At 64.5% G+C, this 26,978-nt stretch carries 27 protein-coding genes; 8 read left to right on the plus strand and 19 right to left on the minus strand.

Features of this window, described 5'->3' with window-relative positions:
* The first annotated feature begins 46 nt into the window (after window positions 1-46).
* From DEIPE_RS13435 to rsgA, 3 genes are read left to right on the plus strand one after another with little or no spacing between them, the layout of a single operon-like run.
* Window positions 47-850 carry a [LysW]-aminoadipate kinase gene (locus DEIPE_RS13435; RefSeq protein WP_041231552.1) on the plus strand — a complete coding sequence of 268 codons (804 nt, stop codon included), beginning with the start codon at window positions 47-49 and terminating at the stop codon, window positions 848-850.
* A 37-nt stretch (window positions 851-887) separates the two neighbouring features.
* The gene (locus DEIPE_RS13440; RefSeq protein ID WP_041230903.1) at window positions 888-1,085 is read left to right on the plus strand and encodes a hypothetical protein; all 198 of its coding nucleotides are present in this window, start codon (window positions 888-890) and stop codon (window positions 1,083-1,085) included.
* Window positions 1,086-1,142: 57 nt separating this feature from the next.
* The gene (rsgA, locus tag DEIPE_RS13445) at window positions 1,143-2,171 is read left to right on the plus strand and encodes a ribosome small subunit-dependent GTPase A (RefSeq protein ID WP_015236520.1); all 1,029 of its coding nucleotides are present in this window, start codon (window positions 1,143-1,145) and stop codon (window positions 2,169-2,171) included.
* A gap of 26 nt (window positions 2,172-2,197) precedes the next feature.
* Here rsgA and yjjX read toward each other — a convergent pair whose 3' ends face one another.
* The 12 genes from yjjX to lysS all read right to left on the minus strand — a co-directional run bounded on the left by yjjX (window position 2,198) and on the right by lysS (window position 10,419).
* Window positions 2,198-2,716, minus strand: a complete 519-nt coding sequence (yjjX, locus tag DEIPE_RS13450) for an inosine/xanthosine triphosphatase (RefSeq protein ID WP_015236521.1) — start codon at window positions 2,714-2,716, stop codon at window positions 2,198-2,200.
* Complete coding sequence (locus DEIPE_RS13455; RefSeq protein ID WP_245557643.1) at window positions 2,713-3,135, minus strand: damage-inducible protein DinB; 423 nt, start codon at window positions 3,133-3,135, stop codon at window positions 2,713-2,715. Before DEIPE_RS13455 ends, yjjX begins: the two co-directional genes overlap by 4 nt.
* 2 nt (window positions 3,136-3,137) lie before the next feature.
* Window positions 3,138-3,581: a hypothetical protein gene (locus DEIPE_RS13460; RefSeq protein WP_015236523.1), complete on the minus strand. Its 444-nt coding sequence runs from the start codon at window positions 3,579-3,581 to the stop codon at window positions 3,138-3,140.
* A gap of 116 nt (window positions 3,582-3,697) precedes the next feature.
* A complete protein-coding gene (gene argC / locus DEIPE_RS13465) occupies window positions 3,698-4,738 on the minus strand; it encodes an N-acetyl-gamma-glutamyl-phosphate reductase (RefSeq protein ID WP_015236524.1) in 1,041 nt (346 codons plus the stop codon).
* Window positions 4,739-4,784: 46 nt separating this feature from the next.
* A complete protein-coding gene (gene lysX, locus DEIPE_RS13470) occupies window positions 4,785-5,630 on the minus strand; it encodes a lysine biosynthesis protein LysX (protein WP_015236525.1) in 846 nt (281 codons plus the stop codon).
* A gap of 63 nt (window positions 5,631-5,693) precedes the next feature.
* Window positions 5,694-5,867, minus strand: a complete 174-nt coding sequence (lysW, locus tag DEIPE_RS13475; RefSeq protein ID WP_015236526.1) for a lysine biosynthesis protein LysW — start codon at window positions 5,865-5,867, stop codon at window positions 5,694-5,696.
* A gap of 57 nt (window positions 5,868-5,924) precedes the next feature.
* Window positions 5,925-6,218 (minus strand): zinc ribbon domain-containing protein, encoded by a 294-nt coding sequence (locus DEIPE_RS13480; protein WP_015236527.1) that lies wholly within the window; start codon window positions 6,216-6,218, stop codon window positions 5,925-5,927.
* A gap of 69 nt (window positions 6,219-6,287) precedes the next feature.
* The gene (locus DEIPE_RS13485) at window positions 6,288-6,788 is read right to left on the minus strand and encodes a LeuD/DmdB family oxidoreductase small subunit (protein ID WP_015236528.1); all 501 of its coding nucleotides are present in this window, start codon (window positions 6,786-6,788) and stop codon (window positions 6,288-6,290) included.
* Window positions 6,781-7,137 (minus strand): inorganic diphosphatase, encoded by a 357-nt coding sequence (locus DEIPE_RS13490; RefSeq protein WP_015236529.1) that lies wholly within the window; start codon window positions 7,135-7,137, stop codon window positions 6,781-6,783. The genes DEIPE_RS13485 and DEIPE_RS13490 overlap by 8 nt, the downstream gene beginning before the upstream one ends.
* Entirely contained in the window at window positions 7,134-8,402 is a 1,269-nt protein-coding gene (locus tag DEIPE_RS13495) for a 3-isopropylmalate dehydratase large subunit (RefSeq protein ID WP_015236530.1), read from the minus strand. Before DEIPE_RS13495 ends, DEIPE_RS13490 begins: the two co-directional genes overlap by 4 nt.
* Entirely contained in the window at window positions 8,399-9,277 is an 879-nt protein-coding gene (locus DEIPE_RS13500; RefSeq protein WP_015236531.1) for a PhzF family phenazine biosynthesis protein, read from the minus strand. The genes DEIPE_RS13495 and DEIPE_RS13500 overlap by 4 nt, the downstream gene beginning before the upstream one ends.
* A complete protein-coding gene (lysS, locus tag DEIPE_RS13505; RefSeq protein WP_015236532.1) occupies window positions 9,262-10,419 on the minus strand; it encodes a homocitrate synthase in 1,158 nt (385 codons plus the stop codon). Before lysS ends, DEIPE_RS13500 begins: the two co-directional genes overlap by 16 nt.
* A 145-nt stretch (window positions 10,420-10,564) precedes the next feature.
* Between lysS and DEIPE_RS13510 the strand changes: the two genes are divergently transcribed.
* Together DEIPE_RS13510 and DEIPE_RS13515 are read left to right on the plus strand one after the other, a co-directional pair.
* Window positions 10,565-11,536 carry an aldo/keto reductase gene (locus DEIPE_RS13510; RefSeq protein ID WP_015236533.1) on the plus strand — a complete coding sequence of 324 codons (972 nt, stop codon included), beginning with the start codon at window positions 10,565-10,567 and terminating at the stop codon, window positions 11,534-11,536.
* Window positions 11,537-11,895: 359 nt separating this feature from the next.
* Entirely contained in the window at window positions 11,896-13,428 is a 1,533-nt protein-coding gene (locus tag DEIPE_RS13515; protein ID WP_015236534.1) for a S8 family peptidase, read from the plus strand.
* A gap of 97 nt (window positions 13,429-13,525) precedes the next feature.
* On the opposite strand, the gene DEIPE_RS13520 is transcribed toward DEIPE_RS13515, so the two are convergent.
* Window positions 13,526-14,443 carry an aldose 1-epimerase gene (locus tag DEIPE_RS13520; RefSeq protein ID WP_015236535.1) on the minus strand — a complete coding sequence of 306 codons (918 nt, stop codon included), beginning with the start codon at window positions 14,441-14,443 and terminating at the stop codon, window positions 13,526-13,528.
* Window positions 14,444-14,531: 88 nt separating this feature from the next.
* Between DEIPE_RS13520 and DEIPE_RS13525 the strand changes: the two genes are divergently transcribed.
* Window positions 14,532-16,175: an adenine deaminase gene (locus DEIPE_RS13525; protein WP_015236536.1), complete on the plus strand. Its 1,644-nt coding sequence runs from the start codon at window positions 14,532-14,534 to the stop codon at window positions 16,173-16,175.
* Window positions 16,176-16,212: 37 nt separating this feature from the next.
* On the opposite strand, the gene DEIPE_RS13530 is transcribed toward DEIPE_RS13525, so the two are convergent.
* The 4 genes from DEIPE_RS13530 to aceE form a co-directional block, all read right to left on the minus strand.
* On the minus strand, window positions 16,213-16,602 hold the full coding sequence (locus tag DEIPE_RS13530; RefSeq protein WP_015236537.1) for a hypothetical protein: 390 nt from the start codon (window positions 16,600-16,602) through the stop codon (window positions 16,213-16,215).
* A gap of 78 nt (window positions 16,603-16,680) precedes the next feature.
* Window positions 16,681-17,169: a hypothetical protein gene (locus tag DEIPE_RS25020; RefSeq protein WP_015236538.1), complete on the minus strand. Its 489-nt coding sequence runs from the start codon at window positions 17,167-17,169 to the stop codon at window positions 16,681-16,683.
* A gap of 76 nt (window positions 17,170-17,245) precedes the next feature.
* A complete protein-coding gene (locus DEIPE_RS13540) occupies window positions 17,246-19,030 on the minus strand; it encodes a 2-oxo acid dehydrogenase subunit E2 (protein ID WP_015236539.1) in 1,785 nt (594 codons plus the stop codon).
* A gap of 82 nt (window positions 19,031-19,112) precedes the next feature.
* Window positions 19,113-21,821 carry a pyruvate dehydrogenase (acetyl-transferring), homodimeric type gene (gene aceE / locus DEIPE_RS13545; protein ID WP_015236540.1) on the minus strand — a complete coding sequence of 903 codons (2,709 nt, stop codon included), beginning with the start codon at window positions 21,819-21,821 and terminating at the stop codon, window positions 19,113-19,115.
* A 194-nt stretch (window positions 21,822-22,015) separates the two neighbouring features.
* On the opposite strand from aceE, the gene DEIPE_RS13550 reads away from it, so the two are divergent.
* Together DEIPE_RS13550 and DEIPE_RS13555 are read left to right on the plus strand one after the other, a co-directional pair.
* Window positions 22,016-22,906, plus strand: a complete 891-nt coding sequence (locus DEIPE_RS13550) for a LysR family transcriptional regulator (RefSeq protein WP_015236541.1) — start codon at window positions 22,016-22,018, stop codon at window positions 22,904-22,906.
* Between the two features lie 89 nt (window positions 22,907-22,995).
* Window positions 22,996-24,126: an MFS transporter gene (locus DEIPE_RS13555; protein ID WP_157448872.1), complete on the plus strand. Its 1,131-nt coding sequence runs from the start codon at window positions 22,996-22,998 to the stop codon at window positions 24,124-24,126.
* Between the two features lie 114 nt (window positions 24,127-24,240).
* Here DEIPE_RS13555 and DEIPE_RS13560 read toward each other — a convergent pair whose 3' ends face one another.
* Together DEIPE_RS13560 and DEIPE_RS24705 are read right to left on the minus strand one after the other, a co-directional pair.
* On the minus strand, window positions 24,241-25,434 hold the full coding sequence (locus tag DEIPE_RS13560; RefSeq protein WP_015236543.1) for a Kelch repeat-containing protein: 1,194 nt from the start codon (window positions 25,432-25,434) through the stop codon (window positions 24,241-24,243).
* A 120-nt stretch (window positions 25,435-25,554) separates the two neighbouring features.
* The gene (locus tag DEIPE_RS24705) at window positions 25,555-26,844 is read right to left on the minus strand and encodes a hypothetical protein (protein ID WP_015236544.1); all 1,290 of its coding nucleotides are present in this window, start codon (window positions 26,842-26,844) and stop codon (window positions 25,555-25,557) included.
* Window positions 26,845-26,978 lie beyond the last annotated feature (134 nt).

Genomic DNA, 26,978 nt, shown 5'->3' on the forward strand with positions numbered 1-26,978 from the left:
TCCCCACCCTGAACGCGCCGGCGCCCGGCGCGTTAGCATGCAGGCCATGATCGTTGTCAAAGTGGGTGGCTCGGCCGGAATCGATTACGACGCGGTGTGCGCCGACATCGCCAGGCTCTGGAAAGAAGGGCGGCGTCTGGTGCTGGTACACGGCGGCAGCGGTGAGACCAACCGCGTCGCCGAGGCGCTCGGTCATCCGCCGCGCTTCGTGACCTCGCCGAGCGGCTACACCTCGCGCTTCACGGACCGCCAGACGCTGGAAATCTTCGAAATGGTCTACTGCGGCAAGATGAACAAGGGCATCGTGGAGCGGCTGCAGCGGCTCGGTGTCAACGCGGTGGGCCTCTCGGGCCTCGACGGGCGCATCTTCGAGGGCAAGCACAAGGACAGCGTGCGCGCCGTCGAGGACGGCAAGGTCAAGATTCTGCGCGGCGACCATACCGGCACCGTCGAGAAGGTCAACACCGGCCTGATCGAGCTGCTGCTGCAGGGCGGCTACCTGCCGGTGCTCACCCCGCCCGCCGCGAGTTATGAGGGGGTGGCCATCAACGTGGACGGCGACCGCGCCAGCGCCGCCCTGGCCGTCGGCCTGAAGGCGCAGGCGCTGCTGCTGCTCTCCAACGTCCCGGGCCTGCTGCGTCATTTTCCCGACGAAGCCAGCCTGATCCGCGAGATTGCGGCAGCGAATGTCGAAGACTATCTGGAGTTCGCCCAGGACCGCATGAAGAAAAAGGTGCTGGGCGCTGCCGAGGCCGTCGCGGGTGGCGTAGGGCGGGTGATCTTCGGGGACGCGCGCGCCGGGGAACCGGTGAGCGCCGCGCTGAATGGACAGGGTACGGTCGTCTCGTGAGGCGCTCTATTTGAGAGGGCGCGCTCTTCTGTCGGCGGTGCTGCTAACCGCCTGCGGCTTTTACGCCGGGCGCTTTCTGGTGACCGAGGTCTGGTATCTGGGCCTTGCGATTGCCGTGAGCATCGTGTTTTCCGCCCGCGCCAATCCCAGCTTCACGCATCGCGACCGGAGCGTGGTGCTGTTGGTGAGTGCAGCCGCCTTCGCGCTGGGCCTGCTGAACGCACCACCGGTCTGAAGCCGGTTGGAGAATCCCGCGCAGTCTTCATCCCGGGCGGCTACAATCGCTGCACGCATGCATGAGCACCTTCTTGCCCTCGGTTGGAACGACTTTTTCGAAGACCACTTTCGCGCGCTGAACGCCTTCGGTGTGGAGCCCGCCCGCGTGGCGAGCGTGCAGAAGGCTTCGTTTCGTGTCGTCACCAAAGGTGGTGTCACTTCCGCCGTGCCTTCGGGACTGCTGCTGCATCCTGACGCGCCCAGAAGCGAATATCCGGCGATCGGGGACTGGGTGGCAGTGCGGCAGCAGGAGGCCGACGACACGGTTGTGGTCACGCACGTGCTGCCGCGCAGAACGCGTTTCTCGCGGGCATTGGGGGCCGGAAACCCCCGGCGGCCCGAAGCGGTGGTCGAGCAGGTGATCGCCACCAACATCGACTTCGTGTTCATCGTGACCTCCCTTGACGAGGACTTCAGCGTGCGGCGCATCGAGCGCTACGTGGCCGCCGTGACGGGCAGCGGCGCCCGGCCCGTACTGGTACTGAACAAGGCCGACCTGCGCGGTGACGTGGACACCCTGCGCGCGGAAGTTGCCACGGTGGCGCCGGACGTGCCACTGCACACGGTGAGTGCGCTGCAGAGTGAGGAACTCGGTGAGCTGCGCGGCTACTTCACGCCGGGCACCACGGTGGCGCTGATCGGCTCGTCGGGGGTGGGGAAATCGACCCTCACCAACCGCCTGCTGGGCCATGAGGCCGCCGCGACGGGCGCGGTGCGCGAGTGGGACAGCAAGGGCCGCCACACCACCACATCGCGCGAACTGTACCTGCTGCCCGGCGGCGGGGTGCTGATCGACAATCCCGGCCTGCGCGAGATCGCCGTATGGGCCGAGGAAGTCGAGGACACCTTTTCCGACATCGAGGCGCTCGCCCTGCAGTGTCAGTATCGCGGCTGCACTCACAGTGGGGAAATCGGCTGCGCGGTGCAGGCAGCCGTGCAGGAGGGCAGGCTCAACGCGGGACGCCTGGAAAACTACCAGCGCCTGCAGGCCGAGGCGGGCGCGCCGAGGGCTCGCACGAAATCACGCAAAGGCAAACGGCGTTGATCCGAACTGGCCGTCCCTGGAGCAATCTAACCGTACAGTTCGGGTGAGAGGTGCGGTGCGAGTGCCAGCGCCAGGGTCTGACGCCAGACATCGGCACGTTCCAGCAGCCCGCCGGTCAGGAAGCCGATGGCGCCCGTCTTGCGGTTGTTGTCCTGCACCCCCGAAAGTTCGTTCATGACCGGTCCGAGTTCCTCTCCGGCCCTCACCCGCAGTGTCACGCGCGGGGGCAGCTCCAGGGACGCGCTGCGGCTGTACGTGACGCGCCCGGCGTGCGCGACCGCCACCATGCCGAAGAGCCAGCCCCGGCTTTTGTCGTCAAACTCCACCCCACCTTCGAGGCCCACGCCCCAGACGGCGCCCGGCTGAAGCACGGCCGCCTGGGCACGGTTGCGCGCGCCCTGCAGCGTTTCCTGAAACCCGATGGGCTGCTCGGGCACGCCGGAGGGCAATTGCGCGCCGCGCACCTCCAGATCCGCGAAGAGCCGCGTCATCACGTCGCGCACCGGGTTCACCTTGGCGGGATTGGTCGAACCGACGACGATCACGCCCCCCACCCCGGAGCGGGCCAGTCACCCAACTGGCGGCGCAGCTGCACGACCTGGCCCCAGTGGTAGGCGCTGTGCACCGCCAGGTCGAGCAGTGCGCCCTGCGCCAGCGCGGAGGGGCTTTCGGCGAGCATCTGGGCGTGCGCCAGGTTCACCTGCAGATCGCGGAGCAGGCGGCCGAACTCGGCTTCGCTCGGGGTTTCTCGTGGCCACCACGACGCCTGCTCTTGCCAATCGATCTCCTGACCGGCCGCCTCACCGAGCAGCTGGCGCTGCACGAACTCCAGGTGCCACAGGAGCTCATAGATGGTATGAGCCGCGCCGGGTACGCTTCGGATGGCGTTTTCGTACTTCAGCCCGACCAGAATCTCGCCCACCTCCCGAAACCCCGCCCCGCCGCTCAGGGCGGCCTGCAGCATGTTCACGCGCCTTGCTCCTTTCCCGGCCAGCTGCCCAGCAAACGCCGCAGCACCACCACCTGTCCCCAGTGGTAGGCGTTGTGCGCCGCGATATCCTCGAGAATTTCACGGTCGCGCTCGCTGAGGTCCTCCGGGTCGCCCGCCAGTTCGGAGGCTTCGTACACCCCGGCCCGCACGCGCGAGATCAGGTCCTCGAAGGCTTCCTCGTCGGGCTGGTTCTGCGGCCACTGCTCGGAGGCAGGGGGAAAGCGGATTTCGCTTTGCTCCTCGGCAAGGCCCTGCAGCAGCAGGTTCTGACACAGCTCGATGTGCCAGATCAGGTCGTAGACGGTGTAGGGCAGCCCTTCGAAGCGCCGCGTGGCGCCCTCCAGGGTCAGGTCCGCCAAGATGCGGTCGACGCTCGCCATGCCCTGGCCGCCCATCAGAAATGACTTGAGAACGCTCATGCGCCGAGTTTAGGGTACGCAGTCTGGGGCACGTACCCCACGTCTGTCTCAGGCCACAAGAAGCGAGCCGCCATGAACCTGCCTGGCGGCTCGCGGGTGGCGCGTACAGTTCTGGCTCAGGCCGGGTGAAGGCCCATGAACTCCAGGCCCAGCGCCTCGTCCCAGCCCTGCGCGATGTTCAGCGACTGCAGGGCGTGACCGGCGGTGCCCTTGACCAGGTTGTCGATGGCGCTCATCACGACCACGCGACCCGAGTCCTGATCGGCCTCGAAGCCGATGTCGCAGAAGTTGGTGCCGTCGAGCAGCTTGGGGTCGGGATAGCGGTGAATGCCCTGACGCACCTTGACGATGCGAATGAACGGCTCCTCGGCGTACACCTCACGGTAAGCGCCCCACACGTCGCGCTCGCTGTAGCCGTCGGGAATGAACAGGCTCGCGGTGGTCAGGATGCCGCGAATTCTGGGAGTGCTGATGGCCGACAGGTGAATCGGGAAGTTGCCCGGCAGTTCCTGCTCGACTTCCGCATGGTGGCGGTGCCCGGTGGCCTTGTAGACACGCAGGCTGCCTTCCCGTTCGGGGTGATGGCTGCTGTCGCTGGCGCTCGCGCCCGCCGCGCTCGAACCAACCAGGCCCGTGGCGATGATGTCCTTTGGCAGCGGTACGCCGAGCTTGAGCAAGGGATAGAGCGCCAGAATCACGGTCGTGGCAAAGCAGCCCGCACAGGCGATGCGCGTCGCGCCGCGCAACTCCTCGCGGTGCAGTTCAGGGTTGCCGTAGACCCACTCGCCCAGCTTGTCCGGGGCAGGGTGATCCTCGTCGTAGTACTTCTTGTAGCGCTCCGGATCCTTGATGCGGAAGTCGGCGCTGAGGTCGATGATGGTGCCCGCCAGACCCTCGAACTGTGCGAGGCGCTTGGCGGCGTTGCCGTGCGGCAGCGCCAGGATCAGTACGTCGCAGGGTTCGAGGTCGGCCAGCTTCTTGAACTTGAGGGTGCTGCGCGAGCGCAGGTTGGGATGCACGAAGGTGACCGGCGATCCGGCGTTGCGTTCGCTGGTGACCTGGGTCACCTCCAGCATGGGGTGAGCGAGCGCGAGACGCAGGAATTCTCCTCCCGCGTATCCGGAACCGCCCACGATGGCTACTTTCAGTCTGGTCATGTTGTGTCTTTCGGTGGGAAACGACCTGGCGGTCCTCTGCTCGCTTTCAGCCGCTGATCAGCCAGGACTGCGTGTACTCGACGATCCGTCCGGGAATGTCGACGCCCGTCGTGCTGACGCTGTTCTTGAATTCCATGGTGTGGTTGATCTCGTTGACCAGCAGCCCGCGCTCGGGGTCCTCGAGCAGATCGATGGCGACGACCAGGCCTTCCACCGCGCGCGCGGCCCTCACGGCCAGTTCGGCGATTTCAGGGGTGACTTCGCAGTTGCTGGCCTTGGCGCCGCGCGCGGTGTTGGTGACCCAGTGCTCTGAGGTGCGGTAGATCGCGCCGATACACTCCCCGGCGATCACGAAGGCGCGAATGTCGCGTTCGGGCTTGCGGATCAGTTCTTGCACGTAGAAGATCTGGTGCTGGTAACCGCCCAGCACTTCCTTGTGCTCCAGCACCGCCTCGGCCGCGTCGCGGTCGTTGATCTTGCTCAGCAGGCGCCCCCAGCTGCCCACGGTGGGCTTCATGACGACCGGATACCCGAATTCCTCGATAAGCTCCAGCGCGCTTTCGGGCGTAAAGGCCACGCCGGTGCGGGGCGTGGGTACACCGTGCAGCGCCAGCCGGGCATTGGTGGCAAGCTTGTCGCCGCACAGTTCGATGACGTGCGAGGGATTCACGACCCGTACGCCAAAGCCCTCCAGGGCGCTGGTGATGGCGTGGCCGCGCGACTGCGACACGCAGCGTTCCAGCGCCACCTTCCAGGGGACCTTCTGACCGAAGGTGAGTTTCAGCTGGGGGGCGTAGACCTTGTCGTATTCGATGCCGCGTGCGTCGAGCGCGTCGAAGAGCATCTTCTCGTCCGGCCGGACGCGGTCGTAAATGATTGCAAAATCAGCCATAAGTCGCTTTCAGCATTCGGCGGTCAGTCCGGCCAGTCTGGCCGGACTGACCGCCGAGCCTGACTACTCGCCCCAGTCCTCGGCTTCCTGCGGGGCGGGCGCAAGGCGCGGGGGATCGACGCTCACGACCTCGTACTCCGCGCCGGTTTCGTCGTCGAGGACCAGCTCGCCCAGTTCGGGGTTGTTGAGGGTGATGACGGCGCCGGTATCGGGATTTTCAAAGTTCACTGTGGCCATGTTGTTTCTCCTTGTGTTGGTGCTTTGCTGACTTGGGCTGCCGTGCAGGCAGGGGCATCAGGCGTCTTCGAATTCCAGTTCGATGTGTGCCGTGCAGTGCGGGCACTGCACGATGCTGCTTTCGCTGATCATCTCTTCGGTCACGTCGAATTCCTCGGAGCAGTTGGGGCAGACGGTCAGGATGCCCAGCAGTTCGAGGTCGAAGTCTTCGCCTTCGTTTCGGGTAACTTCCATCTCGGCGTTGCAGCTGTCGCAGATGATCACGTCGCCCAGCTGCAGGTCCGCGCGGTCGGCGTCGGTGAGTTCCAGCACCTCACCGCAAATGGGGCATTCGACTTCGAGTACGGCCATGACCGTATTCTACGGATCTCCTGGTTGCGTGGTTTGATCAGGCACCCTGACGGGAGAGGAGTCAGCGTTTCATGTCGGCTCCTCTCCCGGAAAGCGCTGGTACTTGCGGTAAAACTCCAGGATGCTGCCTTCCCTCAGCGCTTCACGCAGAAACTCCGGGGGCGCGCCCAGCTGAAATTCATCATGACCACGCCTGAGGATGCCCGCGTTCACGTCGAGCGTGACCTCGTCGCCGTCACCCAGTTGCCCGATCAGGTCGGGAGCTTCAAAGGCGGGAATGCCCAGGTTGAGCAGGTTGCGGTAATGAATGCGAGCAAACGAAGCCGCGATGATCCCCCCAATGCCCAGCTTGCGCAGCGCCATCGGGGCATATTCGCGGCTGGATCCCAGGCCCCAGTTGCGCCCGCCGACCAGCACGTCTCCGCGTTTCACGTTCGGAGCGAACTCCGGACGGAAGTGATGAAACGCGTAAGTCTGAAAGACGTCCTCGCCGACCATAAAGGGGGCGTACTTGCCAGGCAGGATGTCGTCGGTGTTGACGCCGTCCCCGAACTTCCAGACTTTAGGCATGATAACCTCCTTCGCGCCGCACGAACAGGCAGCCGAAGCTGCCGTGGCCATTCAGAAACGCCTGCACCGACTGAATGTCACGCTCATCGCAGCCAAGCAACAACTTGATCTCGGTGTCCCGCTTCTTGAGGTCGGCGGTGCAGATCATGCCGACCAGTTCGCGCGCGTTCTGGCTGCCAAGCCACACGTCGATTCCGTGCCCGTCCCCGGCGGTCGTGCCGCTGAGGTAGCCGTAGTCGAGCGGGTACACGAGGTCGGGGAAGCGCGGGTGGTGGCTGCCGCGCGGGCGGTCCACGATGATGTCGCTGGTGCGGGACAGTTCGTCCAGCTGATCCCAGAAGGGCGTCACGCCACCGCTCCTTCCCGCACGTCCTCTGGCAGCGCGATACGGCCCGCAACGGCGGTGGCGGCGGCCACGGCAGGAGAGGCGAGGTAGATCTGCGCGTCGGCCGCGCCCATGCGCCCGATGAAGTTGCGGTTGCTGGTCGAGACGCACACCTCACCGGGTGCCAGCACACCCTGGTGGCGGCCCATGCAGGGTCCGCAGCCCGGCGTTCCGAGAATGGCGCCTGCCTGCATCAGGGTCAGCAGGGTGCCGTCCCGCAGAGCGTCCTCCATCACGGTGCTGCTGGCGGGAATCACCAGCAGGCGCGTGTGCGGAGAGACGCGCTGCCCGCGCAGCACCTCGGCGGCGGCGTGCAAATCTTCGAGGCGGCCGTTGGTGCAGGTGCCGATGAACACCTGATCGACCTTCAGGCCGCGCAGCGCGCTCACGTCGTGCACGTTGTCGACCTCGCTGGGCGCGCTCATGCGGGCGTTGAGCGTGTTCAGGTCGATGTGAACGGCGCGCACGTAGGTCGCGCCCTCGTCGGGATAGACCCATTCGGGAAAGTCGTAGCCGTAGGCGGTGAGCACCTCGCCGCCTGGCACGACCAGACCGGCCTTGGCGCCTGCCTCGACGCACAGGTTGGCCAGGGTCATACGCTCGCCGCGTGAAAAGCGCTCTCCGGCGTGAATTTCGATCGACTGGTACGTCGCGCCGTCCGCACCGAGCATCCGGATCATCTCCAGCGCGACGTCCTTGGCGGTGACGCCGGGACGCAGCTCGCCCGAGAGGGTCACCTTGACACTTTCGGGCACCTTGAGCCAGGTCTTGCCGCTGGCGGCGGCCAGGGCGATGTCGGTGGCGCCCATGCCCGTGCCGAAGGCCGCCACCGCGCCGTAAGTGGTGCTGTGGCTGTCGCTGCCCAGCACGATCCAGCCGGGACGCGCGAGCTTTTCCTCGACCAGCACCTGATGGCAGATGCCGCGCCCTACGTCGAACAGGCGGCAGCCGGTCCTGGTGGCGTATTCGCGCGCTTCCTTCTGGGCCTGCGCGACGCTGACGGTGCTGGCGGGCGCGACGTGGTCGATCACGAACGAGACCCGCTCGGGGAACTTGGGCGTGGCCTCGAGGTCGGCGAGCACCCCGATGACGCTCTGGGCGATCGAGTCGACGATCATCACCTGATCGACCTCGACGACCGCGAGGTCACCGGCGTACACGGTTGTGCTCGAACGCCGCGAAAGGATTTTTTCCGCCATCGACTGCGGGCGGGAAGGAGTAGATGTCATGCCAGGACCTCCAGCGGCACTGTTTTAACGTCCTGCTGCACGGCGCCGCTCACGACGATGCCCGTCGCCGTTTCATTCTCGCGCGCAAAGCGGGCGTGCAGGCGCGATGGTTTATGCATGCCGTAGCCCTGGGTGGCGCTGATTTCCCGCAGCTGGGGCCGGTGCGCGGTCAGGTAGCCGCACAGGGTGGCCAGGGTGTAACTGCCCGCGTTGTCCTCGCTGAGGCCGCGCCTGGGAGCAAAAAAGCGGAAGTCCACGTCCGAGGCACGCGCCGAATTGAAGGTGCAGGCGATGACGCCGTTGGTGCCGCTGTGCTCGTTGAAGTGACGGACTGCGTCGAAATCCGGTCGCAGCGCGTCGAGGTCTGCGCTGTCGCGCAGCGGCAGGATGATGTTGTGACGGTCCGCGCCACAGGCCTGCACCGGGTAACGCGGGTCGAGCGCATGGGCACCCAGGTGTAGGGCGTCGAGCAGCAGCGTGGGGTCGATTTCCCGCCCCGCGTGGGTTTCTTCCTGTCTGCTGCCCCAGCCTTCGGGTGTCCGCTCCACGTGCAGGACGCTCGCGCCCGCATGGACGGTGAGGTGATCGCCGACCAGGCTGAAGCGTTGCAGGTACTCGGCGATCACCAGGGCGCCGCTGTCGCTGTCCCCCTTTTCTTTGCCCGGCGTGAAGAAACGAACCCAGACTTCGTTGCCGTGCAGAGCGGTGATGAACGCGGTGAGGGGCGCGCCGCTCTCTCTCGCCTGCTGCTGCATCTCGGCCCCCGTCAGCGGCTCGGCGGCGCTCGCGATGGCAACATGCTTGCCGCCGTGCGGCGCGTCGGCAAAGACCCGGTAATGGTTCACCTTGGGCATCAGCATCAGGCGCTGACCCATTCGCGCAGCACGCGCTCCAGGTGAGCGTCGTCGAGGTCGCCGTGGTCGGCGAGGGCCTTGATGTGGTCGGTGACGGTGCGCAGGGCGTCCTCACCGAAGTGCAAACCGAGTTCGCGGGCCTTGTACGCCACGGCGTGCTTGCCGGTCAGGCGGCTGCCAACCTGCACGCGCCGCCCTACCCCGAAGACTTCGGGCGGAATGGCTTCGTAGGCGCCGGGATTGAGGTAGATGGCCTTGAGGTGCATGCCGGCCTTGTGGTTGTAGGCGAACTCGCCGGTCAGGTAGTTGTTCCAGGGAATTGGCAGGTCCACCATGCGCGCGATCATCGCGTCGAGCTGCGGCAGCAGTTCGAGGTGGTACTTGTCGATCAGGCCCTGCGGATCAAGGGTGAACATGCGGGCCAGGAAGCCACCGAGCGGCGTGATGCCGTTGCGCTCGCCGATGCCCAGCACGCTGGTATCGATGTGAGTGGCACCCGCCTCGACGGCCTCGTAGGCGTTGCTGACAGCGCAGCCGGTGTCGTTGTGCCCGTGGAACTCGATGTCGCAGCTCACCGCGCGGCGTACTTCGCGTACCAGGGCGTAAACCTGGCGGGGCGTGGCGACCCCGACGGTGTCGGCCAGCCCCACGCGGTGGACGCCCACCTCGTCGACGGCGCGGTAGACGGCCAGCAGGTCGCGCTCCTGGCTGCGGAAAGTATCCTCGGCGCTGAAGCGCACCGTGACGCCCTGGCTTTTCACGAAGCTGATCACGTCGCGTGCCTGATCGATGATCTGCTCGATGTTCTTGCCGTGACTGAACTCGCGCAGGTAGCTGCTGGTGCCAAAGAGCAGGTCGATGCCGTGAACCCCCGTGTCGATGGCCCGCCGGGCGTCTTCCATGGCGCAGCGGACGTGGGTGATGATCTTGGCGTTCAGGCCGAGATTCACGAGCCGCCGGGCGTCGAGTTCGCTTTGCGGCGAGGCCATGGGCGTGGTGACCTCGATGAACTCCACCCCAAAGGCGTCGAGGGCCCGCGCGACTTCCAGTTTGTCGTCACCGGAGAAATTGGCGCGCGCGAACTGTTCGCCTTCACGCAGCGTGGAGTCGATGATGGCCCACGAGGTCGCAGGGATAGCCGGGGTGGAGTCACTTTGGGTCACAGGAACTTCCTCTCGAGCAGCAAGATTAGAGCAGCATATTTCAAATGTCAAATCTTCTCTGTCAAAACTTTTCATTTGAGAACCCGAGTGCTACTCCTCAAGACTTCCTGAAGATTCTATTTTTCAGCGCGCGCTAAAACAGGGCATGTACCACCGTAGACTTGGCCGCACGAACTTAAACGTTTCAGAGATCGGCTATGGAGCCTGGGGCATCGGTCAGGCCATGTGGATCGGCGCCGATGACCAGGAAAGCCTGCGCGCGCTGCAGCGCTTTATCGACCTCGGGGGGAACTTCATCGACACGGCCCTCGGGTACGGTGACGGACACAGCGAACGCCTAGTCGGGCAGGTTGTCCGTGACAACCCCGGAACGCTGGTCGCCACCAAGGTTCCCCCCAAGAACGGCCAATGGCCCGCGCCCAAAGGCATCCCTGCGAGCGACGCCTTTCCGGCTGAGCACGTCATCGCCTGCACGGACCAGAGCCTGCAGAACCTGGGCCTGCCCAGCATCGACGTGCAGCAGTTTCATGTCTGGGACGACAGCTGGACCGACCAGGGCGACTGGCAGGACGCCATTACCCAGCTCAAGCGCGACGGCAAGATCAGGCACTTCGGAATCAGCATCAACGACCACCAGCCCGACAACGCCATCCGCCTGATCGAGTCGGGCGCGATCGACACGGTACAGGTCATCTACAACGTCTTTGACCAGAGCCCCCAGGACCGCCTGCTCGACGCCTGCCAGGTCCATGACATCGGCGTGATCGTGCGTGTCGCGCTTGACGAGGGCAGCCTGTCAGGTCGCATTACGGCCGACACGACCTTTCCGGAGGGCGACTGGCGCCACCGCTACTTTGGCGGAAACCGCAAACAGGAGTTGCAAGAGCATCTGCGCGCCATCGAGCAGGATCTGGGGATCAGCACCGAGCAGCTCCCGGAAACGGCCCTGCGCTTCGTGCTCTCCCACCCGGCGGTGAGCACCGTCATCGTCGGGATGCGCAGCCTCGCCAACGTCGAGCGCAACGCGGCCCTGGCCGACGGCCAGGGCTTGTCCCGCGAGCAGGTCGAGCGACTCTACAAGCACCGCTGGGACCGCAACTGGTACAACCCCGCCTGAGCAGGTCAAGAACCTCCCGTGTGTCGGACCTGACTGACGCACGGGAGGTTTCTTATGTTTGTCAGGCCGCATGTAGCACTCTGGCGGTTGGCGGTCCGTGGTGTCCTGGTGGTCGAAAAGCGGCATGTTCGGGAGATTTTTACACGGCTGAGAGAAGCTATCTGTAAATCCGTGCCTGAAAATTATTCTCAAATGTAAAGAGTAAAAGAGTAGTAGACAGAAGAGTGGGTTATGCGAGCAGTCCACAAACTATCCGTCTCGTTCTATCCGTCTCGTTCAAAAATTTAAGCTAGACTGCCTCGTCATCCACAATTCGGTCGGAACAGATAAAGCCTGAACAGGCAAAGCTTGGAGGAACTATGAAACAGGGGAAATGGTTTTTGCTCGGTCTGGGGTCGTTGCTGCTGGGGTCATGTGGACAGCTGTTGTCGAACGCTGTCTCGAATCCTGTCACTTCTGCCAAGACAGCGGAGATGCTCAGCGTACAGGGTGTTGGTGCTCAGAACCGCTACATCATCGTGTTCAAGAGCGAGCAACTGCCTGCTGACGCTGCACAACGCGTCAGGCAGGCTGGAGGCAAACCGACCAAGCAGCTCGCGTCTGTCGGTGTCATGACCGCCATTGGCAATGCGGCCTTCGCGCAGCGCCTGGGGCGTGACAGCGCCGTACTGAGCATTGGCAAGGAGCATCTCTACACCCTGCCGCAACTTGAGCGTGCACAAGCAGCATCGGTGGCTGGACAAGGCGACGTCGGCGCACGGGATCAGTGGGACATGCGGCGAATTGGGGCGTTCAGTACTGCGCAGCGTGTAGGAGCTGCAAGACAGCAGGCCGTAACGGTGGCTGTGCTCGACACGGGCGTAATGAGCGACCACCCCGACCTTGCAGGACAGGTCGCCTACAGCGTGGGCACCAACTACTGCCAGGAAACGGGCAAGGACGGCACCACCGGTTACCCGGTCTACAGCCGCCTCATCGACTTTGATCAAACCCCTAACTTCAGCGGCGACAGCGAGGACTGCGTCAGCGCCAACGCCACCTACGAAGCGCACGGGACGCACGTTTCGGGCACCATCGCGGCTAAGGTGGGCGGCGGTGACATCGTCGGCGTGGCTCCGAACGTCAAGATCGCCGGCTACAAGGTCTTCGACCGCTACCGCTTCACGGACGCCGGCAAAGTCTACGAGGGCGTCGGCGGCTTTGACGGACCCATCTTCGCGGCCATTCTGGACGCGGCCAGCAAAAAGGTCGCCGTCCTCAATATGAGCCTGGGCGGCACGCTCGACCGCAGCAACAAGGACGACAATGCTTCGTGGATCGCCTGGTCACGTGTCATGAAAATCGCCAATCAGACGGGCACCTTGATCGTCGCGGCGGCAGGCAACTCAGCTGAGAACTCCAACGGCACCATCGCGCACATCCCCTCGGACGTGTCCTCAATCATGTCGGTTTCGGCCACAGGTGTGGCCAGCCTGAGGACCGACGCCAGCGGTGACCTCGTAGCGGCCGGTCCCGATGTGATGGCGTTTTACTCCAACTTCGGTGCCAGTACCGACATCAGCGCGCCGGGGGGCGATTGTGGCACCAACCCCGCCAACGGGCAAAGCTGGTGTATTGGCGCCAACCGCGCGAACCGCCCGGCTGACTGGTACAAGCACCTGATTTACTCCAGCGTCATCAATGAAACGACTGGTGAGGCCACCTACGATTACTATGCAGGCACGTCGATGGCCTCGCCGCACGTTGCCGGGGTCGCGGCCCTGCTCAAGGCTGTTCATCCCGAGTACAGCCCCAATCAGCTGCGTTCCCAGCTCAAGAACAGCGCCGAGAACGTTGGTCAGCAACAGCAGTTTGGTGCCGGACTTGTGAATGCGCTGAACGCTATCCGCTGAGACTTCAGGCAAACAAAGACCGTACCCCTGGGTACGGTCTTTGTTTGCCTACTCGGCAGCCAAGCGGGATGGGGCGCCTGTTCTCCTCGATGTGTGGCTAGAACGAGACCTGAAAACGCACGCTACCGCGCAGGGTCTCACCGCTTTCCAGCGCCGTGAAGCCCACGCCCGGCACGCCACGCTCGTGCAGGTTAAAGGCGTCGGTCGCGTGGCTGACGGGTTCCACTGCCAGGCTGCCGTCCGGGGGCGTAAACAGCACCAGATGCGAAAACACCGGGTCGCTGTCGATCATGACCGTGTAGGGCGTACTGGCGTAGCGCAACACCGCGCTGCCGGTCACGCCGCCGTAGAGCGTATTGAACTGCTGCGCGCCGATGGGCCGCGGCTCCCCAAACTCCAGTTCCGACGGCACCGGCTGCATGCCGCCTTGCGGAATCAGCGACTCTCCCACCGGGTAATATCCTGCGGCGGAAAAGGACATCTCCACATCCGGCGCGCCCGCGACATGCCGCTCGAAATAAGGGTGCAGGCCAAAGCCGAACGGCGCGCGTTCGCCGCTCACGTTGGTGATTTCCAGCGTCTGGGTTACCGTGTCACCTGACAGTTCGAATACCGTGCGCAGCGTCAGCGCGAACGGGTAGTTGAAGTCCTCCACCTCGCGGGAATCAAAGAAGTATTCGGCGCGGGTGTCCGTGACCTGCACGCTCGCGTGCGGGCGGTTCCGCACATCTCCGTGCTGGGCGTTGCCTTCGGGCGTGGTGGGCCGCAGCGTCACCGTGCGGCCCTCGAAGGCAAAGGAGGCGCCGGGAATGCGGTTGCTGAAGGGCGCCAGCGTGAAGCTCGCCAGGCCGGACGAAGTGCCCTTGGCCAGGGTTTCGGGAGACGTGAAGCGCAGGAGGGGCTGCCAGTCCGCATCAACGCGCACCTGCAGATTCACGATGCCCGCACCGATGCCGGGTGCCACCTCCAGGCGGAGGACGTCGTTGCTCAGGGTATGAACGGTCTGCTGGGTCATGAAGCGAATGGTAAACCGTCTGCGACGTGAATGCAGCGCTATCGTCCGGCCACACTCCTGTAAGCAGCGTTTTTTGCCACAATACTGCATGCCTGACGCCCAGACCCGCTCCCGTCAACGACTCGTGCAGGTCGCCCAAGGACACGAGCAGGCCGACCTGGTGATCCGGAACGCGCGGGTGGTGCTGGTGCAGACCGGTGAGGTCGTGCAAGCCGACGTGGCCGTGGCCGAGGGACGCTTTGCCGGGCTGGGCAGCTATCGGGGCCATGAAATCCTCGACGCTCAGGGTCAATATCTCGTGCCGGGCTTCATGGACGCGCACGTTCACATCGAAAGCAGCCTGCTCACGCCACGCCGCTTCGCGCAGGCCGTCACCGCACACGGCACGACCAGCGTGGTGTGCGAGCCGCACGAGATCGTCAACGTGCTGGGTGTCACGGGACTGGAGTGGATGCTCGCGGCGGGCCGCGAAAGTGGTCTGCGGGTCTATGCCAGCTGTCCCTCAAGCGTTCCCGCGAGCCCTTTCGAGTCGGGTGCGCACCGTCTGAACGCCCAGGACATTCAGGACGGTCTGGCCCGTGAGGGCGTGCTGGGCCTGGCGGAGGTCATGAACTGGCCGGGCGTGCTGGGCGGTGACGCGCAGGTCTGGTCCATTCTCGCGGCGGCGCGGGGCAAGCGCGTCGACGGGCACGGTTCGGGCCTGCCGGACGTGAATGCCTACGCCTCAGCGGGCATTCACAGCGACCACGAAGCCGTGACGGAAGACGAGGCCCGTGCCCGCCTGCGCGCCGGGCTGTGGCTGATGGTGCGTGACGGGTCGGGCGCGCGCAACCTCGAAGCCCTCGCGCCCGTGCTGCGCGAGAAACCGCGCCGGGCCATGCTGGTCACGGATGACACCGACGCGCGTGAACTGGTGCAGGACGGTCATCTCGACCGGGTGCTGCGCAACGCCGTACGCTGCGGACTCGATCCGCTGTACGCGCTGGCGCTGGTCACCATGCACCCGGCCGAGTACTGGGGCCTGCACGACCTCGGCCTGATCGCGCCCGGTTACCGCGCGGACTTTGCCCTTGTCAGAGATTTGCAGGACTGGCGCGCCACACACACCCACGTCGCCGATGCCCGACCCACCCGAGCGATGGCCGCGCCGGAAGGGGGAGGGGTCGATCTGGGACACGGCTGGCGCGAGCTGTTCTTGGGCGTCCCCGAAACCTCACCCGTCATGGGCGTGCAGGCCGAGCAGATCGTGACCCTCAAACTGCCTTCGTCCACGGCGCCCACCGTCAAGCTGGCGTCTTACGCGCGGCACGGTCAGGGCGCGCGGGTTGGCACCGCGCGTGCAGCCGGGATCGGCCTGACGCGCGGCGCGCTCGGTCTGAGCGTGCAGCATGACGCGCATCACCTGCTGATCGCCGGGGCAGACGATGACGACATCCGCTTTTGCGCGCAGACCATCGCGGACATGGGCGGCGGCGCCGCCGTGGTGCTTCGGGGTGAGGTGCTGGCGCGTCTGCCCCTGCCAGTGGCCGGACTGATGAGCGACCTCGAACCTGCCGAGGTGGTGCGTCAGCAGCAGGAGGTCGAAGAGGCGGCGCGCAGCCTGGGCTGCACCCTGCCCAACGCGCTGATCACCCTGAGCTTCCTGGGACTGACGGTGATTCCCAGCCTCAAGGTGACCCCGGACGGACTTTTCGACGTGGAAGACCAGAAGTTCGTGCATGGACAGCAGTGAGGCGCGGACGGTCTCGTCCGCGCCTCACTCTTGCTGATTACTCGTCCCGGACCCGTCCGGTTTCGTCGGGCAGGGGCCGTTCGCGCTGCGGGCCACCGTCGATGCCTCCGGCGCCGCCCACGCGAGGTCCTTTGATCTCGCCCCCCGCGTCGTCATTGGGTTCAGCGAAGCGCGCTGAGCCTTCCGGATTATCGGCCGACAACGCGCTGAAGTCCGAGATGCTGCCCGGCAGGCCGTCATCGAAGGCGCGCTCGTCGTTGACGTTCATGGGTTGTTCGTCGAGACCGTAAATGCGGGCGTTTTCAAACATCTCCTGACGCAGTTCACCCGGTACGCCGAGGTCACGCGTTGGTCCCGCCCCCATGCGGTCGTTGTTTTCCTCGTGTTCGTCCAGCTGTCCTGGCGTGACTTTGTCGCGGTCGGTCATAGGGTGAGTCTAGGCGCCCGCAGATGACAGCCATGAAGCCCGGCTTGCGTGAAGGTTTAGGTTGAGAGGTGAGCGGCGCTAACGACCACTGGCAATGCGGCGCACGCCCGGAGCGGACTCCAGGTAGGCGAAGATCTTGTTTTCCAGCGCGGTGATGTTCACACCAGGGTCGTCGGTGCGGGTATGAACACGCACGCTGGCGAGCTTGCCTTTTTGCACCACGTCCCATTCCATCCTGATTTCTCCCTTGCCCGCCGTCTGTGTGGCAATCCAAGTGATGTGAACATTGAAAGGTCCTTGTTTATCGCGCCGCTCCAGACCGCCTTCTTCGGGAAAGCGGAAATCCTGGTATCCCGGTCCGGCCGAGCCACGCGTGAGGATCATGTAGGCGCTGAGGCGCGCGAACATCACAATGGCACTGTCCGAGTCAGCTGGGGGTAAGGTCTTGACCGACCTTTCGGCGAGGTAGATCACCTCACCCCGTTCAGCGCTGGCTGTCATGGCCGGGGCGCAGGAAATAGCAGCCAGGGCGAACAGGGCTGGAGCGGTCCAACGTAAGGCGTTCATGTCAGAAGTATAAAGAGCCCTTCAGCAAGAAGGCACGAAAATGCGGCCCCGAGCAGGGCCGCCAGCAGAGGTGACTTTACAGGCTGATCAAAAACGGGTCCTCGAGGCTCTCGCAGATGAAGCGCACGAAGCGCGCGGCGTCCGCGCCGTCGATCAGCCGGTGGTCGTAGGTCAGCGAGACGGGCAGCATGTTGCGCGGCTCGAAAGTGCCCGCATCCTTGTTCCACACCGGTTCAAAGCCGCCACGCGATACGCCCAGGATCGCCACTTCCGGGGGATTCACGATGGGCGTGAAGGCGTGCCCGCCGATGCCGCCCAGGTTGCTGATCGAGAAGGTCGCGCCCTGCATCTCGTCGGGCCTGAGCTTGCGGTCGCGCGCTTTCTGGGCGATCTCGCCGATCTCGACGGACAGCTCGGTGATGCTCTTGCGGTCGGCGTTTTTGATGACCGGCACCAAGAGGCCGTTCTGGGTGTCCACGGCGATGCCGAGGTTCACGAAGTCCTTGTAGATGATCTGGTTGTTCGCGACATCGATGCTGGCCCCGAACTTGGGAAAGCGGCGCAGGGCGTTCGCGACGACCTTCATCAGGATGCTGGTCATGGTGAGCTTGCCGCCCGCCTTCTCGACGCGTGCGGCGAACTGCTTGCGCACCTCTTCCATGCGGGTCACGTCGGCCTTGTCAAAGTGCGTGACCATCGGGATGGTCGTCCAGGCCTGGGTCATGGAGCGCACGGTGGCCTTGCGGATACCGCTCATGTCTTCGGTGCGCACCGGGCCGTACTTGCTGAAGTCCGGCAGGGCGCTCGGCGCCGGGGCAACGGGAGTGGGCACTGCGGGGGTTGCGCCCGCTGGGGCAGCGGGCGCGGGCGCGACCGACGGCTGGCCGGCGCTGCGGCGCACGTCTTCCTCGCTGATGCGGTTGGCAAGCCCGGTGCCCTGCACCTGCGAGAGGTCCACGCCGAGTTCGCGCGCGAAACGGCGCACGCTGGGGGCGGCGTGCACGACGGGCCGACCCTCGAAGGTCTGGACAGCCTGTGCGGGGGCGGCCTGGGGCGTGCTGCCCGGAGGTGTACTGCCCACAGGCGTGCTGCTCGGTGCCGGAGCGCTCTGAGCCTGCTCTTTGAGGTTGGCCTGCTGTCCGGCCGCGACGCGCGCGGCGATGTCGGGCTGCGGGGCCACGGCGGTGGCCTCGTCGGTCTCGGCGCCCTGGCCGGTCGCCCCAAGCGCGGAGCCCGGCGCGTTCTCCACCTGCGCCGGGGTGATGGCCGCGCCCCCCGCGCCCGCCAGGGTCAGGATCACGCCGCCGATGGGCAGGCTGTCGCCTTCTTTCACGCGAATTTCCTTGACGGTGCCGCTCGCGGTCGCCGGGACTTCCACCACGGCCTTGTCGGTTTCCAGCTCGATGACACCCTGGCCCTCGGAAACGCTGTCGCCCACCTTGACCAGCACCGCGACGACATTGCCCTGCTCGATGTTGTCGCCCACATCCGGAAGCGTCAAGGCGGTTTCGCTCTCCGGAGCGCTCGCGGCAACTGGGGCAGGTGCGGCGGCTGCGGATGCAGGCCGGGATGGCGCGGCAGGGGCGGCGCCCGCCGCCTGCGTGGGGGCGGGCGTGGCCGCGTCGCTCCCCGCCAGGGTGAGAATCACGCCGCCGACCTGTACGCTTTCACCTTCCTTGACGCGCACTTCCTGCACGGTGCCGCTCGCCGTGGAGGGCACCTCGACCACGGCCTTGTCGGTCTCGATCTCGATGATGGCCTGGCCTTCCTGAATGGTGTCGCCGCTCTTGACGAGCACGGCCACCACGTTGCCCTGCTCGATGTTGTCCCCGACTTCGGGGAGTTTCACTTCGGTCGCCATGAACGCTCCTTTGCTGGATCGTAAATCGTAGTCTGAAAAAAGCAATACCCGGGGCTCAAGCGTTCACCTGAGCCCCACCGGGTCAGCGCAGCACGGGTGCCAGGCGCTCGGGGTCGATGCCGTGCTCGGCGATCGCCTTCTGTACCACGTCCGCCTTGATCTTGCCGTCGCGCAGCAGCGCATAGAGCACTGCCACCGTGACAAAGCGCGCGTCGACTTCGAAGAAGTCGCGCAGCTCCTCGCGGGCCTCGCTGCGACCCCAGCCGTCCGTGCCCAGGGTCCACAGCTTGCGGTCCAGGTGGCCGTTCAGGCTGTCCGGAAGCAGCTTGATGTAATCGGACACGGCGACCAGCACGCCCGGCGCGTTTTCGCGGCTGAGCTGCTGCGCCACGTAGCTCTTCTTGGGTTCGCGCTCGGGGTGCAGCATGTTTTCGCGCTCGGTCAGCAGGGCGTCCTGGTGCAGTTCCTTGTAGCTCGTGACGCTCCAGAGGTCGGCAGCGACCCCGTAAGCCTCGAGCATCTTCTGCGCCTGCAGGGCGGCGCCCATGCTGGGCCCACTCGTCAGGATCTGCGCCTGGTGTTTGGCTTTGGCCGCCTCGCTGCGCCTGAGGCGGTAGAGGCCGCGAATGATACCTTCGCGGATTTCTTCGCGCGATTCGGGCATCGGACCGTGCAGATAGTTCTCGTTCTCGACGGTGACGTAGTAAAAGACGTCCTCGTCGTCGATGAACATGCGCCGGATGCCGTCCTCGATGATCACCGCGAGCTCGTAAGCAAAAGCGGGGTCGTACTGCTTCATGTTGGGGACCGGGTAGCCCTGCACGTGGCTGTGGCCGTCCTGGTGCTGCAGACCCTCGCCCGCCAGGGTGGTGCGCCCGGCGGTCGCGCCGATCAGGAAGCCGCGCGCGCGCTGGTCGCCCGCCGCCCACACCAGGTCACCGATGCGCTGCATGCCGAACATCGAGTAGTACACGTAGAAGGGAATGGTCGGCACGCCGTGCACCGAGTAGGCCGTGCCCGCCGCGATCCAGGAGGCCATCGCGCCGTCTTCGGTGATGCCCTCCTCGAGCATCTGACCGTCGGTGCTTTCCTTGTACGCCATCAAGGAGCCGAAATCGACCGGCTGGTAGGTTTGGCCGCGCGGACTGTAGATGCCGATGCGCGGCACGAGCGCGTCCATGCCGAAGGTGCGCGCTTCGTCGGGAACGATGGGCACGATCAGCTTGCCGAGTGCTTTGTCGCGCAGCAGTTTGCTGAGAATCTGCACGAAGGCCATGGTGGTGCTGACCATCCGGTCGCCGCTGCCCTTGTAAAACTCCTCGTAGAAGTCCGCGCCGGGCGCCTGCACAGCCGGGTACTTCACTTTACGGGCGGGCACCAGGCCACCGAGCTTCTCGCGCCTCTCCAGAGCGTACCTGACCTCCGGGCTGTCGGGGCCGGGGTGGTAGTACTCCAGGTGCTCCACCTGATCGTCGGTCAGGGGCAGTTCGAGCACGTCACGCAAGTTCTTGAGGCTGTGAAAGTCGAGCTTCTTGACCTGGTGCGCCACGTTGCGGGCTTGGGCGGACTCGCCCAGGCCGAAGCCCTTGACGGTGCGCGCGATGATGACGGTCGGCTGGCCCTTGTGACGGGTGGCCGCGTGGTAGGCCGCGTAGATCTTGTGCACGTCGTGGCCACCACGGTTGAGAAGCTCGAGGTCCTCGTCGCTCCAGCCTGCGATGAGTTCCTGCAGCTCGGGCGTGTTAAAGAACTTCTCGCGCAGCTCCTTGCCGCCGAACGCCGCGTAACGCTGCGACTCGCCGTCCACCAGCAGCTCGAAGCGCTTGACGATGGCGCCGTTGTAGTCCTTGGCGAGCAGCTCGTCCCACTTGCTGTCCCACACCACCTTGATGACGTTCCACCCGGCGCCGCGAAAGAGCGCCTCGAATTCCTGAATGACCTTGCTGTTGGCGCGCACCGGGCCGTCGAGGCGCTGCAGGTTGGCGTTCAGGACAAAGGTCAGGTTGTCGAGGTTTTCGTAGGCGGCGAAGCGCAGGGCGCCAATCGACTGCGGTTCGTCCATCTCGCCGTCACCCAGGAAGGCCCACACCCGCGACTCGCCTTTTTCCTTCAGGCCGCGGTTTTCGAGGTACTTGATGTAGCGCGCCTGGTAGATCGCCTGAATGGGTCCCAGCCCCATGCTGACGGTAGGAAATTCCCAGTAGTCGGGCATCAGCCAGGGATGTGGGTAGCTCGACAGGCCGCTTTCCGCCTGCAGTTCGCGGCGGAAGTTGTTGAGGCGATTCTCGTCGAAGCGGCCCTCCAGGTAGGAACGCGCGTAGATGCCGGGGCTGGCATGCCCCTGCCAGAAGAACAGGTCACGGCTGGGTCCGGCAGCCAGGCCACGGAAAAAGTGGTTGAAGCCCACCTCGTACAGCTCGGCGGTGCTGGCGTAGGTGCTGAGGTGCCCGCCGATGCCGTCGCTGTTCTTGTTGGCCTTCACGACCATCGCGACCGCGTTCCAGCGGATGATGTTACGGATCTTGCGCTCGAGCTCCAGGTCGCCGGGGTACTCGGGCTGGTCCTCGGCGGGAATGGTGTTGATATAGGGCGTGTTCTGCTTGAACTGAATCGGTGTGCCGTGAAAGTAGGCAAAGTGATCGAGTTCTTCGAGCAGGTGCGCGGCGCGCTGGCGACCGGCGCTGGAGAGCACGTAGATCAGTGAGTCCAGCCATTCCTGCGTCTCGATCTTGTTGAGCTTTTCCCGCTCGGCAAGCGGCAGGCTCGCGCGCGGGTTCTGGGTGCTCGTCATGTGTGTTCCCCTTTCGTGTCCGGACCTCGTGAGACGCCGTGGCGCGCGGCTCCCACTGTGTGCTGGCGTGTTGGGCGGCCACCCTGACGTCCGTTCGAATCATTTCAGTCTAGGCGCCGCCTTTAGACGCGTCCAACAACGTTTTCGCTTTAGATTCACCACTATGCCTTACAAATCTGGTGTACAACAGAAGCATGGAGTTACGCCAGCTCCGCCATTTCATCGCCCTTGCAGAAGAAGAACACTTCGGCCGTGCTGCCGAGCGGGTCTTCGTGGTGCAGCAGGCCCTCAGCGGCTCGATTCGCAAACTCGAAGATGACCTTGGCGTGCGCTTGTTCGAGCGCACCACCCGCCGGGTCACGCTGACCCCGGCAGGGGCAGAGTTCCTGATCGGCGCGCGCGCCACCCTGGCCAGCCTGGAGCAGACCCTGGAGCGCACCAAGCGCGCCGCGCGCGGGGAAGTCGGGCGCCTCGCGGTGGGCTTTGTCAGCGGCCTTGCCTTTGGCGGGCTGCCTGAGGTGGTGCGCACGTTTCGCACGCGCTTTCCGGAAGTCGCAGTCGAGCTGCTCGAACTGACCGCCGCCGAGCAGGAAGAAGCCCTGCGCGAAGGGCGCATCGACATCGGCTTTGTCCTGCTCCCCGTGCGTGACCCGGCACTCACGCGTGAACCCCTGTGGCGTGACCCGCTGATCGTTGCGCTGCCCAGCGGACACGCGCTCGCAAGCCAGGAGACGGTGCGCATCGAAGACCTCCGCGACGAGAACTTCGTGTTTTTTCCCCGTCACGTGCGCGCCGCGTATTTCGACCAGGTCATGAATCTGGCCACGAACGCCGGGTTTCAGCCGCGCATCGTGCAGGAAGCCATCGAGATTCCTACCCTGCTGAGCCTGGTCGCCGCCGGCATCGGGGTGTTTCTGCCTCACCGCTTCTTCCGGCGCCTCACCCTGCCCGGCGTGACGTACCGCCCTCTGGAAAATGCGCCCATCGTCGAGATCGACGCAGCGTGGCGCCGCAATGACGCTTCACCGGTGGTGCGGCAGTTTCTGGCAGTCGGCCGTGAGGTCCTGGGCAGCCGCATGCCCTGAGCACCTTCAACTTCAACACGTTGACGTCAACACTTCGAACCGAACACGCCACACCGTCGGAGCCGCACGGACCCCCTATGATGGCGCTCGTGTCTTTGCGTGCCCTCTTCGGTTTTGGTTTTTTTGCTTTTCTGATGATCGGTGCACTGCAGGCCATCTATGGCCCCGCCTTCACCGCCCTGGGAACGCGCTTCGGAGTGGGCCGTGCCGACATCGGCCTGATTGCCAGCGCGCACTTCCTCGGTTCGATGCTGGGCATCATGGCCAGTGGCGCCGTTCTGCTGCACAGCAGTCTGCGGCGCCTGCTGCGCGGTGGTGCGGCCCTCCTGGCGCTGGGTTTGGCCACCGTGGCCTTCGCGCCTTCATGGCCGGTCGCGCTGCTGGGTGCCCTGGTGGGTGGACTGGGCTTTGGAGGAGTGTCGGTGACCTTTAATGTCAGCTTCGCGCGTCTGGGTGAGCGCTCGGCGGGCGCCCTGAACCTGGTGAACGCCATGTTCGGGCTGGGTTCGGTGCTCGCGCCGCTGCTGGTGGTGTTTCTGGGAGGGGCCGTCTGGCCTTACGTGCTGCTGGCGCTGGCATCGCTCGTGCTGCTGTTGGGTGCGGGGCGGGTGCCCCAGTTGCCCGAAGCGGTGACGGCCGCCGGTGACCGTCCGGTGGACGGGCGGCTGTTGGCCCTGTTCGGTTTGCTGTTCGTCACCTACGTCGGCGTCGAAGCGGGCCTGGGGTCGTGGATGACCACCCACCTGCAGACAAACGGATTTTCCGATGCCGCCGCCTGGACCAGTGCGTTCTGGCTGACCGTGACCGTCGGACGCCTGCTGGGCGCGCCATTGTCGCAGCGCGTGCCGCTGCCCGGCCTGGTAACGTGTGCTGCGCTGCTCGCCGCGCTGGTGCTGCCCCTGGCGGCCACGGTCGCCGCACCGTTGGCGTACCTCGTGGCGGGCCTGGCCATCGCCCCGATTTTCGCGTCGTCGCTTGCATGGTTCTCGCGCGTTCTGCCTTCGCGCTTCACGCCCCTCGTGCTGGCGTGCGGTGGCCTGGGGGGCACGCTCGTTCCGGCGCTGCTGGGCATCCTGGTCGAGAGTTTCGGCACCGCCGTGCTTCCCTACGCTTTCGCGGTGACGGCCCTCGGTGTGGTCGCCGTGGCCTGTGCAGTGCAGGGTGCATTACGGCGCGTCAGCCGCATGCTCTGTAGTTCATTGCCGCACGAATTGCACTGACGGGCGTGACCGCTGGGGTAGTCGAGTGGCAGGCGGGGATGCGGGATCGTTCAGCCGTAAAAACTGTCCGGCCCCAGGTATGGGGCCGGACGAACATCCTGCACTCGGGTAAGTTTACTCGACAGGTTTGAAGAGCCAGGCGTCGGGTTTTCCACTTCCTCCGACGTAAACGAAGCCGCGGTCAATGGCACCGGCAACTCCACCTGCACGCGGTTCTCCGAGCTCTGCATCCAGCTTGACCCAGGTACCCATGCCCGAGTTCTTGGTGGGATCGAAGGCAAGGATACTGGTGACTTCGGTGGTGCGCCCTCCACCTTTGGTGCCTCCAGCAACAAGAATCCGGTTCCCAAGTACGAAAGTCGCCTCAATATGACTTGCCGGGTAAGGCATGGCCGTCAGAAGCGTCCAACCCTTGTCTGGGTTCGCTGGGTCGTACACTTCGACTGTGGCGACGGTTCGTGTGGTGCTGTCGTGGCCCGTCTGACCACCAATGGCATAAATTTTACCGTTCAGCTGCGCCGCGCCTAAATGGTTGCGTGCCTGGTTGAGCTGGCTGACTTTCGCCCAGCCTTTCGACAAGTTCTTAAGGTCGAGGACGAAGTGATCAGCGGAGTCGGGGTCCTTGCCGAGAGCCTGCCCACCAAAGTAATGCAAGGTGTCGTTGACGTATTCAAGTTGGCCTGCCGCCCGAGGGACGGGGAGATCGGGCAGTTGGGTATAGGAATTACTTGCGATGCTGTACTGAAAGACGGCTTTGGTGCCAAAGGTCTGCTGCAGTGGCTTATCCCCTCCAACATTTTTGGAAGTGTAGCCTCCCGCGTAATAGATATTGGCCTTTCCATCGGTCGTGATACCGGCGTGCGTGACGCCACCGTTTGGCGAAGAGCTCCCCTGCGGGATCGGCATGTCGGCGAGCTTGGACCACTTTCCGGTTTGGGCGTCAAAGACCCTTGCGCGTGGAGAGGGTGAGCAGCAGTAGTTGATATGGCCGTCGAAGCCGCCGAACATGTACAGCCGGCTGCCCACGGTTTCACCTTGGGCTTCTTCGGTGCCTTTCTCCAACGGTGCGATGGATTGCCTCATGAAGACATCGACCACGGGCACGCTTGGGTCAGTGGGCTTGGGGTCATTGCTGGGCGGAGTTCCAACGGGCGGATTGCCGCCAGCAGGCGGATTACTCCCAACAGGAGGGTTTCCCCCAGGCCCGGGCGTGTTGGTTGTGGAGTCATTATTCGAGACATTCCCACAGGCGGCGAGCGTGGCGGTGAGCAGGAGGAGACAGATGGATTGACGGGCTCTGGTGATCATTAGGTGCTCCTTTAAGTGGCATATAGGGAGCATTGAACGGCCCCCTCGTTTTCACAGCGCCGAAATAAGGACAACCAGTGTCGCTTTCGCAGAATCGAAAGCGACACTGGTCAGGCTGGATTAAGATGCTGGCTTGACGTTGCTGAGAATGTAGACGTTGTCGTTGTAGTCGTAGTTGATGCAGAAAGCGTCCATGGCCATGATGTACGTGTTCAGTACGACTTTCCCGTCGCTGCCTTTCAGGGGCCAGAAGCGCACGTTGTGACCGCCACCGTTGCGCTGGGCGCAGAACTTGCGGAAGTCAGGCCGGTTCTGCGCGTCGCGCAGGTTGAGGGCCGGGTCGCTCCATTCGTAATCCACCCGGAACCCGAAGGCAGTGGTCGCGTCGAATTCTGCACGGGCCGCACCCTGCAGCTGGTACTTGCGCGGCAGGACCGTCTGCGAGTCGAGCCGGTCGTGGTCGATGATGAGCTTGAGGTTGGTGTCATCGCCCTTGTTGAACGTCCAGACACGTTCGTTTTGCGGTGCGCCGTGGAAAGCCGCAATCTGCCGAAGCACTACCTTTTTGCTGGGATCGGCGGCTTCCCAGTACGGTGAAAGCACTTCATCGCCCACCGCCTCGATCTTGCCGTTGTTGCTGAGCTTCTGATTGGCGCCGAAAAGCACGGTCTTGTAACCGAAAAGATCAATGATTTCCGTCAGGTTCGGTTCGCGAAAGTCGCCTTCGGGTTTGTTCTGCCAGAAGCCCGACAACTGTACGAGCTTCTGGGTTTCGTCGGCATCGGTGGTGTTGAGGGCCAGGCTGCCTTCGTAGAAGCAGGCTTTCTCGGGGTTGCCTTGGGAGTCCAGTTGATCACGGCAGCTTTTTGCGTGGGTCTGATCGCCCGTGGCAGTGAAGCGCACCTTCAGTTTTTGGGTGGCTCCCGCAGCGAGGGTGATCGGGAAGGCAGGAGCGCCTTCCAGTCTCCATACTGACGGCTTGCTGAACACCGCTCCCGTGATCTGAACGCTCTCCTTGGAGGTGTTCTGAATCTGCACTTCGGCGGTGTCGTGCATTTCGAGCGTCACGCCTCCCCATGCAGGGTTCTGATGAAGGTTGAACACCAGGCGGCTGCTGTAGACATCCCCTTTTTGGTTGTCCATGTTCAGGACAACAATGTCGTTTCCGGTGTTGATCGGGGTGGTTCCACCGCCGCCGGTGCCTCCGCCTCCGGTACCGCCACCGCCGGTGCCTCCGCCTCCGGTTCCACCGCCGCCGGTGCCTCCACCTCCGGTACCGCCACCGTTGGTGGGCGGATTGTTGGGGTTGGTGCCGGAATCACCCGTGCTGGTGCTTCCACAGGCGGCCAGGGCCACCGCCAGCGAAACCGAGAGCATCAGGTGCATGGATTGACGCAATGTAATGGTCATAAAAACTCCTTGGTCGATCTGGGCTGTCAATAGGGTCTGAATTCGGTCGTGGGATGTCTGTGAATGGCAAGCGGGCCAAGTAAAGAAGGAAACATCAAAGACGCCATGCCGTGGGCTTGCTCTCAGTCTTGCGC

It is taken from the genome of Deinococcus peraridilitoris DSM 19664, from assembly GCF_000317835.1.
Lineage (GTDB): Bacteria > Deinococcota > Deinococci > Deinococcales > Deinococcaceae > Deinococcus_A > Deinococcus_A peraridilitoris.

What these genes read in the sequence shown, in the direction of transcription:
- DEIPE_RS13435 (WP_041231552.1), top strand. Translation starts at nt 47, where the DNA reads ATGATCGTTGTCAAAGTGGGTGGCTCGGCCGGAATCGATTACGACGCG.
- rsgA (WP_015236520.1), top strand. Translation starts at nt 1,143, where the DNA reads ATGCATGAGCACCTTCTTGCCCTCGGTTGGAACGACTTTTTCGAAGAC.
- DEIPE_RS13455 (WP_245557643.1), bottom strand. Translation starts at nt 3,135, where the DNA reads ATGCTGCAGGCCGCCCTGAGCGGCGGGGCGGGGTTTCGGGAGGTGGGC.
- DEIPE_RS13460 (WP_015236523.1), bottom strand. Translation starts at nt 3,581, where the DNA reads ATGAGCGTTCTCAAGTCATTTCTGATGGGCGGCCAGGGCATGGCGAGC.
- argC (WP_015236524.1), bottom strand. Translation starts at nt 4,738, where the DNA reads ATGACCAGACTGAAAGTAGCCATCGTGGGCGGTTCCGGATACGCGGGA.
- lysX (WP_015236525.1), bottom strand. Translation starts at nt 5,630, where the DNA reads ATGGCTGATTTTGCAATCATTTACGACCGCGTCCGGCCGGACGAGAAG.
- lysW (WP_015236526.1), bottom strand. Translation starts at nt 5,867, where the DNA reads ATGGCCACAGTGAACTTTGAAAATCCCGATACCGGCGCCGTCATCACC.
- DEIPE_RS13480 (WP_015236527.1), bottom strand. Translation starts at nt 6,218, where the DNA reads ATGGCCGTACTCGAAGTCGAATGCCCCATTTGCGGTGAGGTGCTGGAA.
- DEIPE_RS13485 (WP_015236528.1), bottom strand. Translation starts at nt 6,788, where the DNA reads ATGCCTAAAGTCTGGAAGTTCGGGGACGGCGTCAACACCGACGACATC.
- DEIPE_RS13495 (WP_015236530.1), bottom strand. Translation starts at nt 8,402, where the DNA reads ATGACATCTACTCCTTCCCGCCCGCAGTCGATGGCGGAAAAAATCCTT.
- DEIPE_RS13500 (WP_015236531.1), bottom strand. Translation starts at nt 9,277, where the DNA reads ATGGGTCAGCGCCTGATGCTGATGCCCAAGGTGAACCATTACCGGGTC.
- DEIPE_RS13510 (WP_015236533.1), top strand. Translation starts at nt 10,565, where the DNA reads ATGTACCACCGTAGACTTGGCCGCACGAACTTAAACGTTTCAGAGATC.
- DEIPE_RS13515 (WP_015236534.1), top strand. Translation starts at nt 11,896, where the DNA reads ATGAAACAGGGGAAATGGTTTTTGCTCGGTCTGGGGTCGTTGCTGCTG.
- DEIPE_RS13520 (WP_015236535.1), bottom strand. Translation starts at nt 14,443, where the DNA reads ATGACCCAGCAGACCGTTCATACCCTGAGCAACGACGTCCTCCGCCTG.
- DEIPE_RS13525 (WP_015236536.1), top strand. Translation starts at nt 14,532, where the DNA reads ATGCCTGACGCCCAGACCCGCTCCCGTCAACGACTCGTGCAGGTCGCC.
- DEIPE_RS13530 (WP_015236537.1), bottom strand. Translation starts at nt 16,602, where the DNA reads ATGACCGACCGCGACAAAGTCACGCCAGGACAGCTGGACGAACACGAG.
- DEIPE_RS25020 (WP_015236538.1), bottom strand. Translation starts at nt 17,169, where the DNA reads ATGAACGCCTTACGTTGGACCGCTCCAGCCCTGTTCGCCCTGGCTGCT.
- DEIPE_RS13540 (WP_015236539.1), bottom strand. Translation starts at nt 19,030, where the DNA reads ATGGCGACCGAAGTGAAACTCCCCGAAGTCGGGGACAACATCGAGCAG.
- aceE (WP_015236540.1), bottom strand. Translation starts at nt 21,821, where the DNA reads ATGACGAGCACCCAGAACCCGCGCGCGAGCCTGCCGCTTGCCGAGCGG.
- DEIPE_RS13550 (WP_015236541.1), top strand. Translation starts at nt 22,016, where the DNA reads ATGGAGTTACGCCAGCTCCGCCATTTCATCGCCCTTGCAGAAGAAGAA.
- DEIPE_RS13560 (WP_015236543.1), bottom strand. Translation starts at nt 25,434, where the DNA reads ATGATCACCAGAGCCCGTCAATCCATCTGTCTCCTCCTGCTCACCGCC.
- DEIPE_RS24705 (WP_015236544.1), bottom strand. Translation starts at nt 26,844, where the DNA reads ATGACCATTACATTGCGTCAATCCATGCACCTGATGCTCTCGGTTTCG.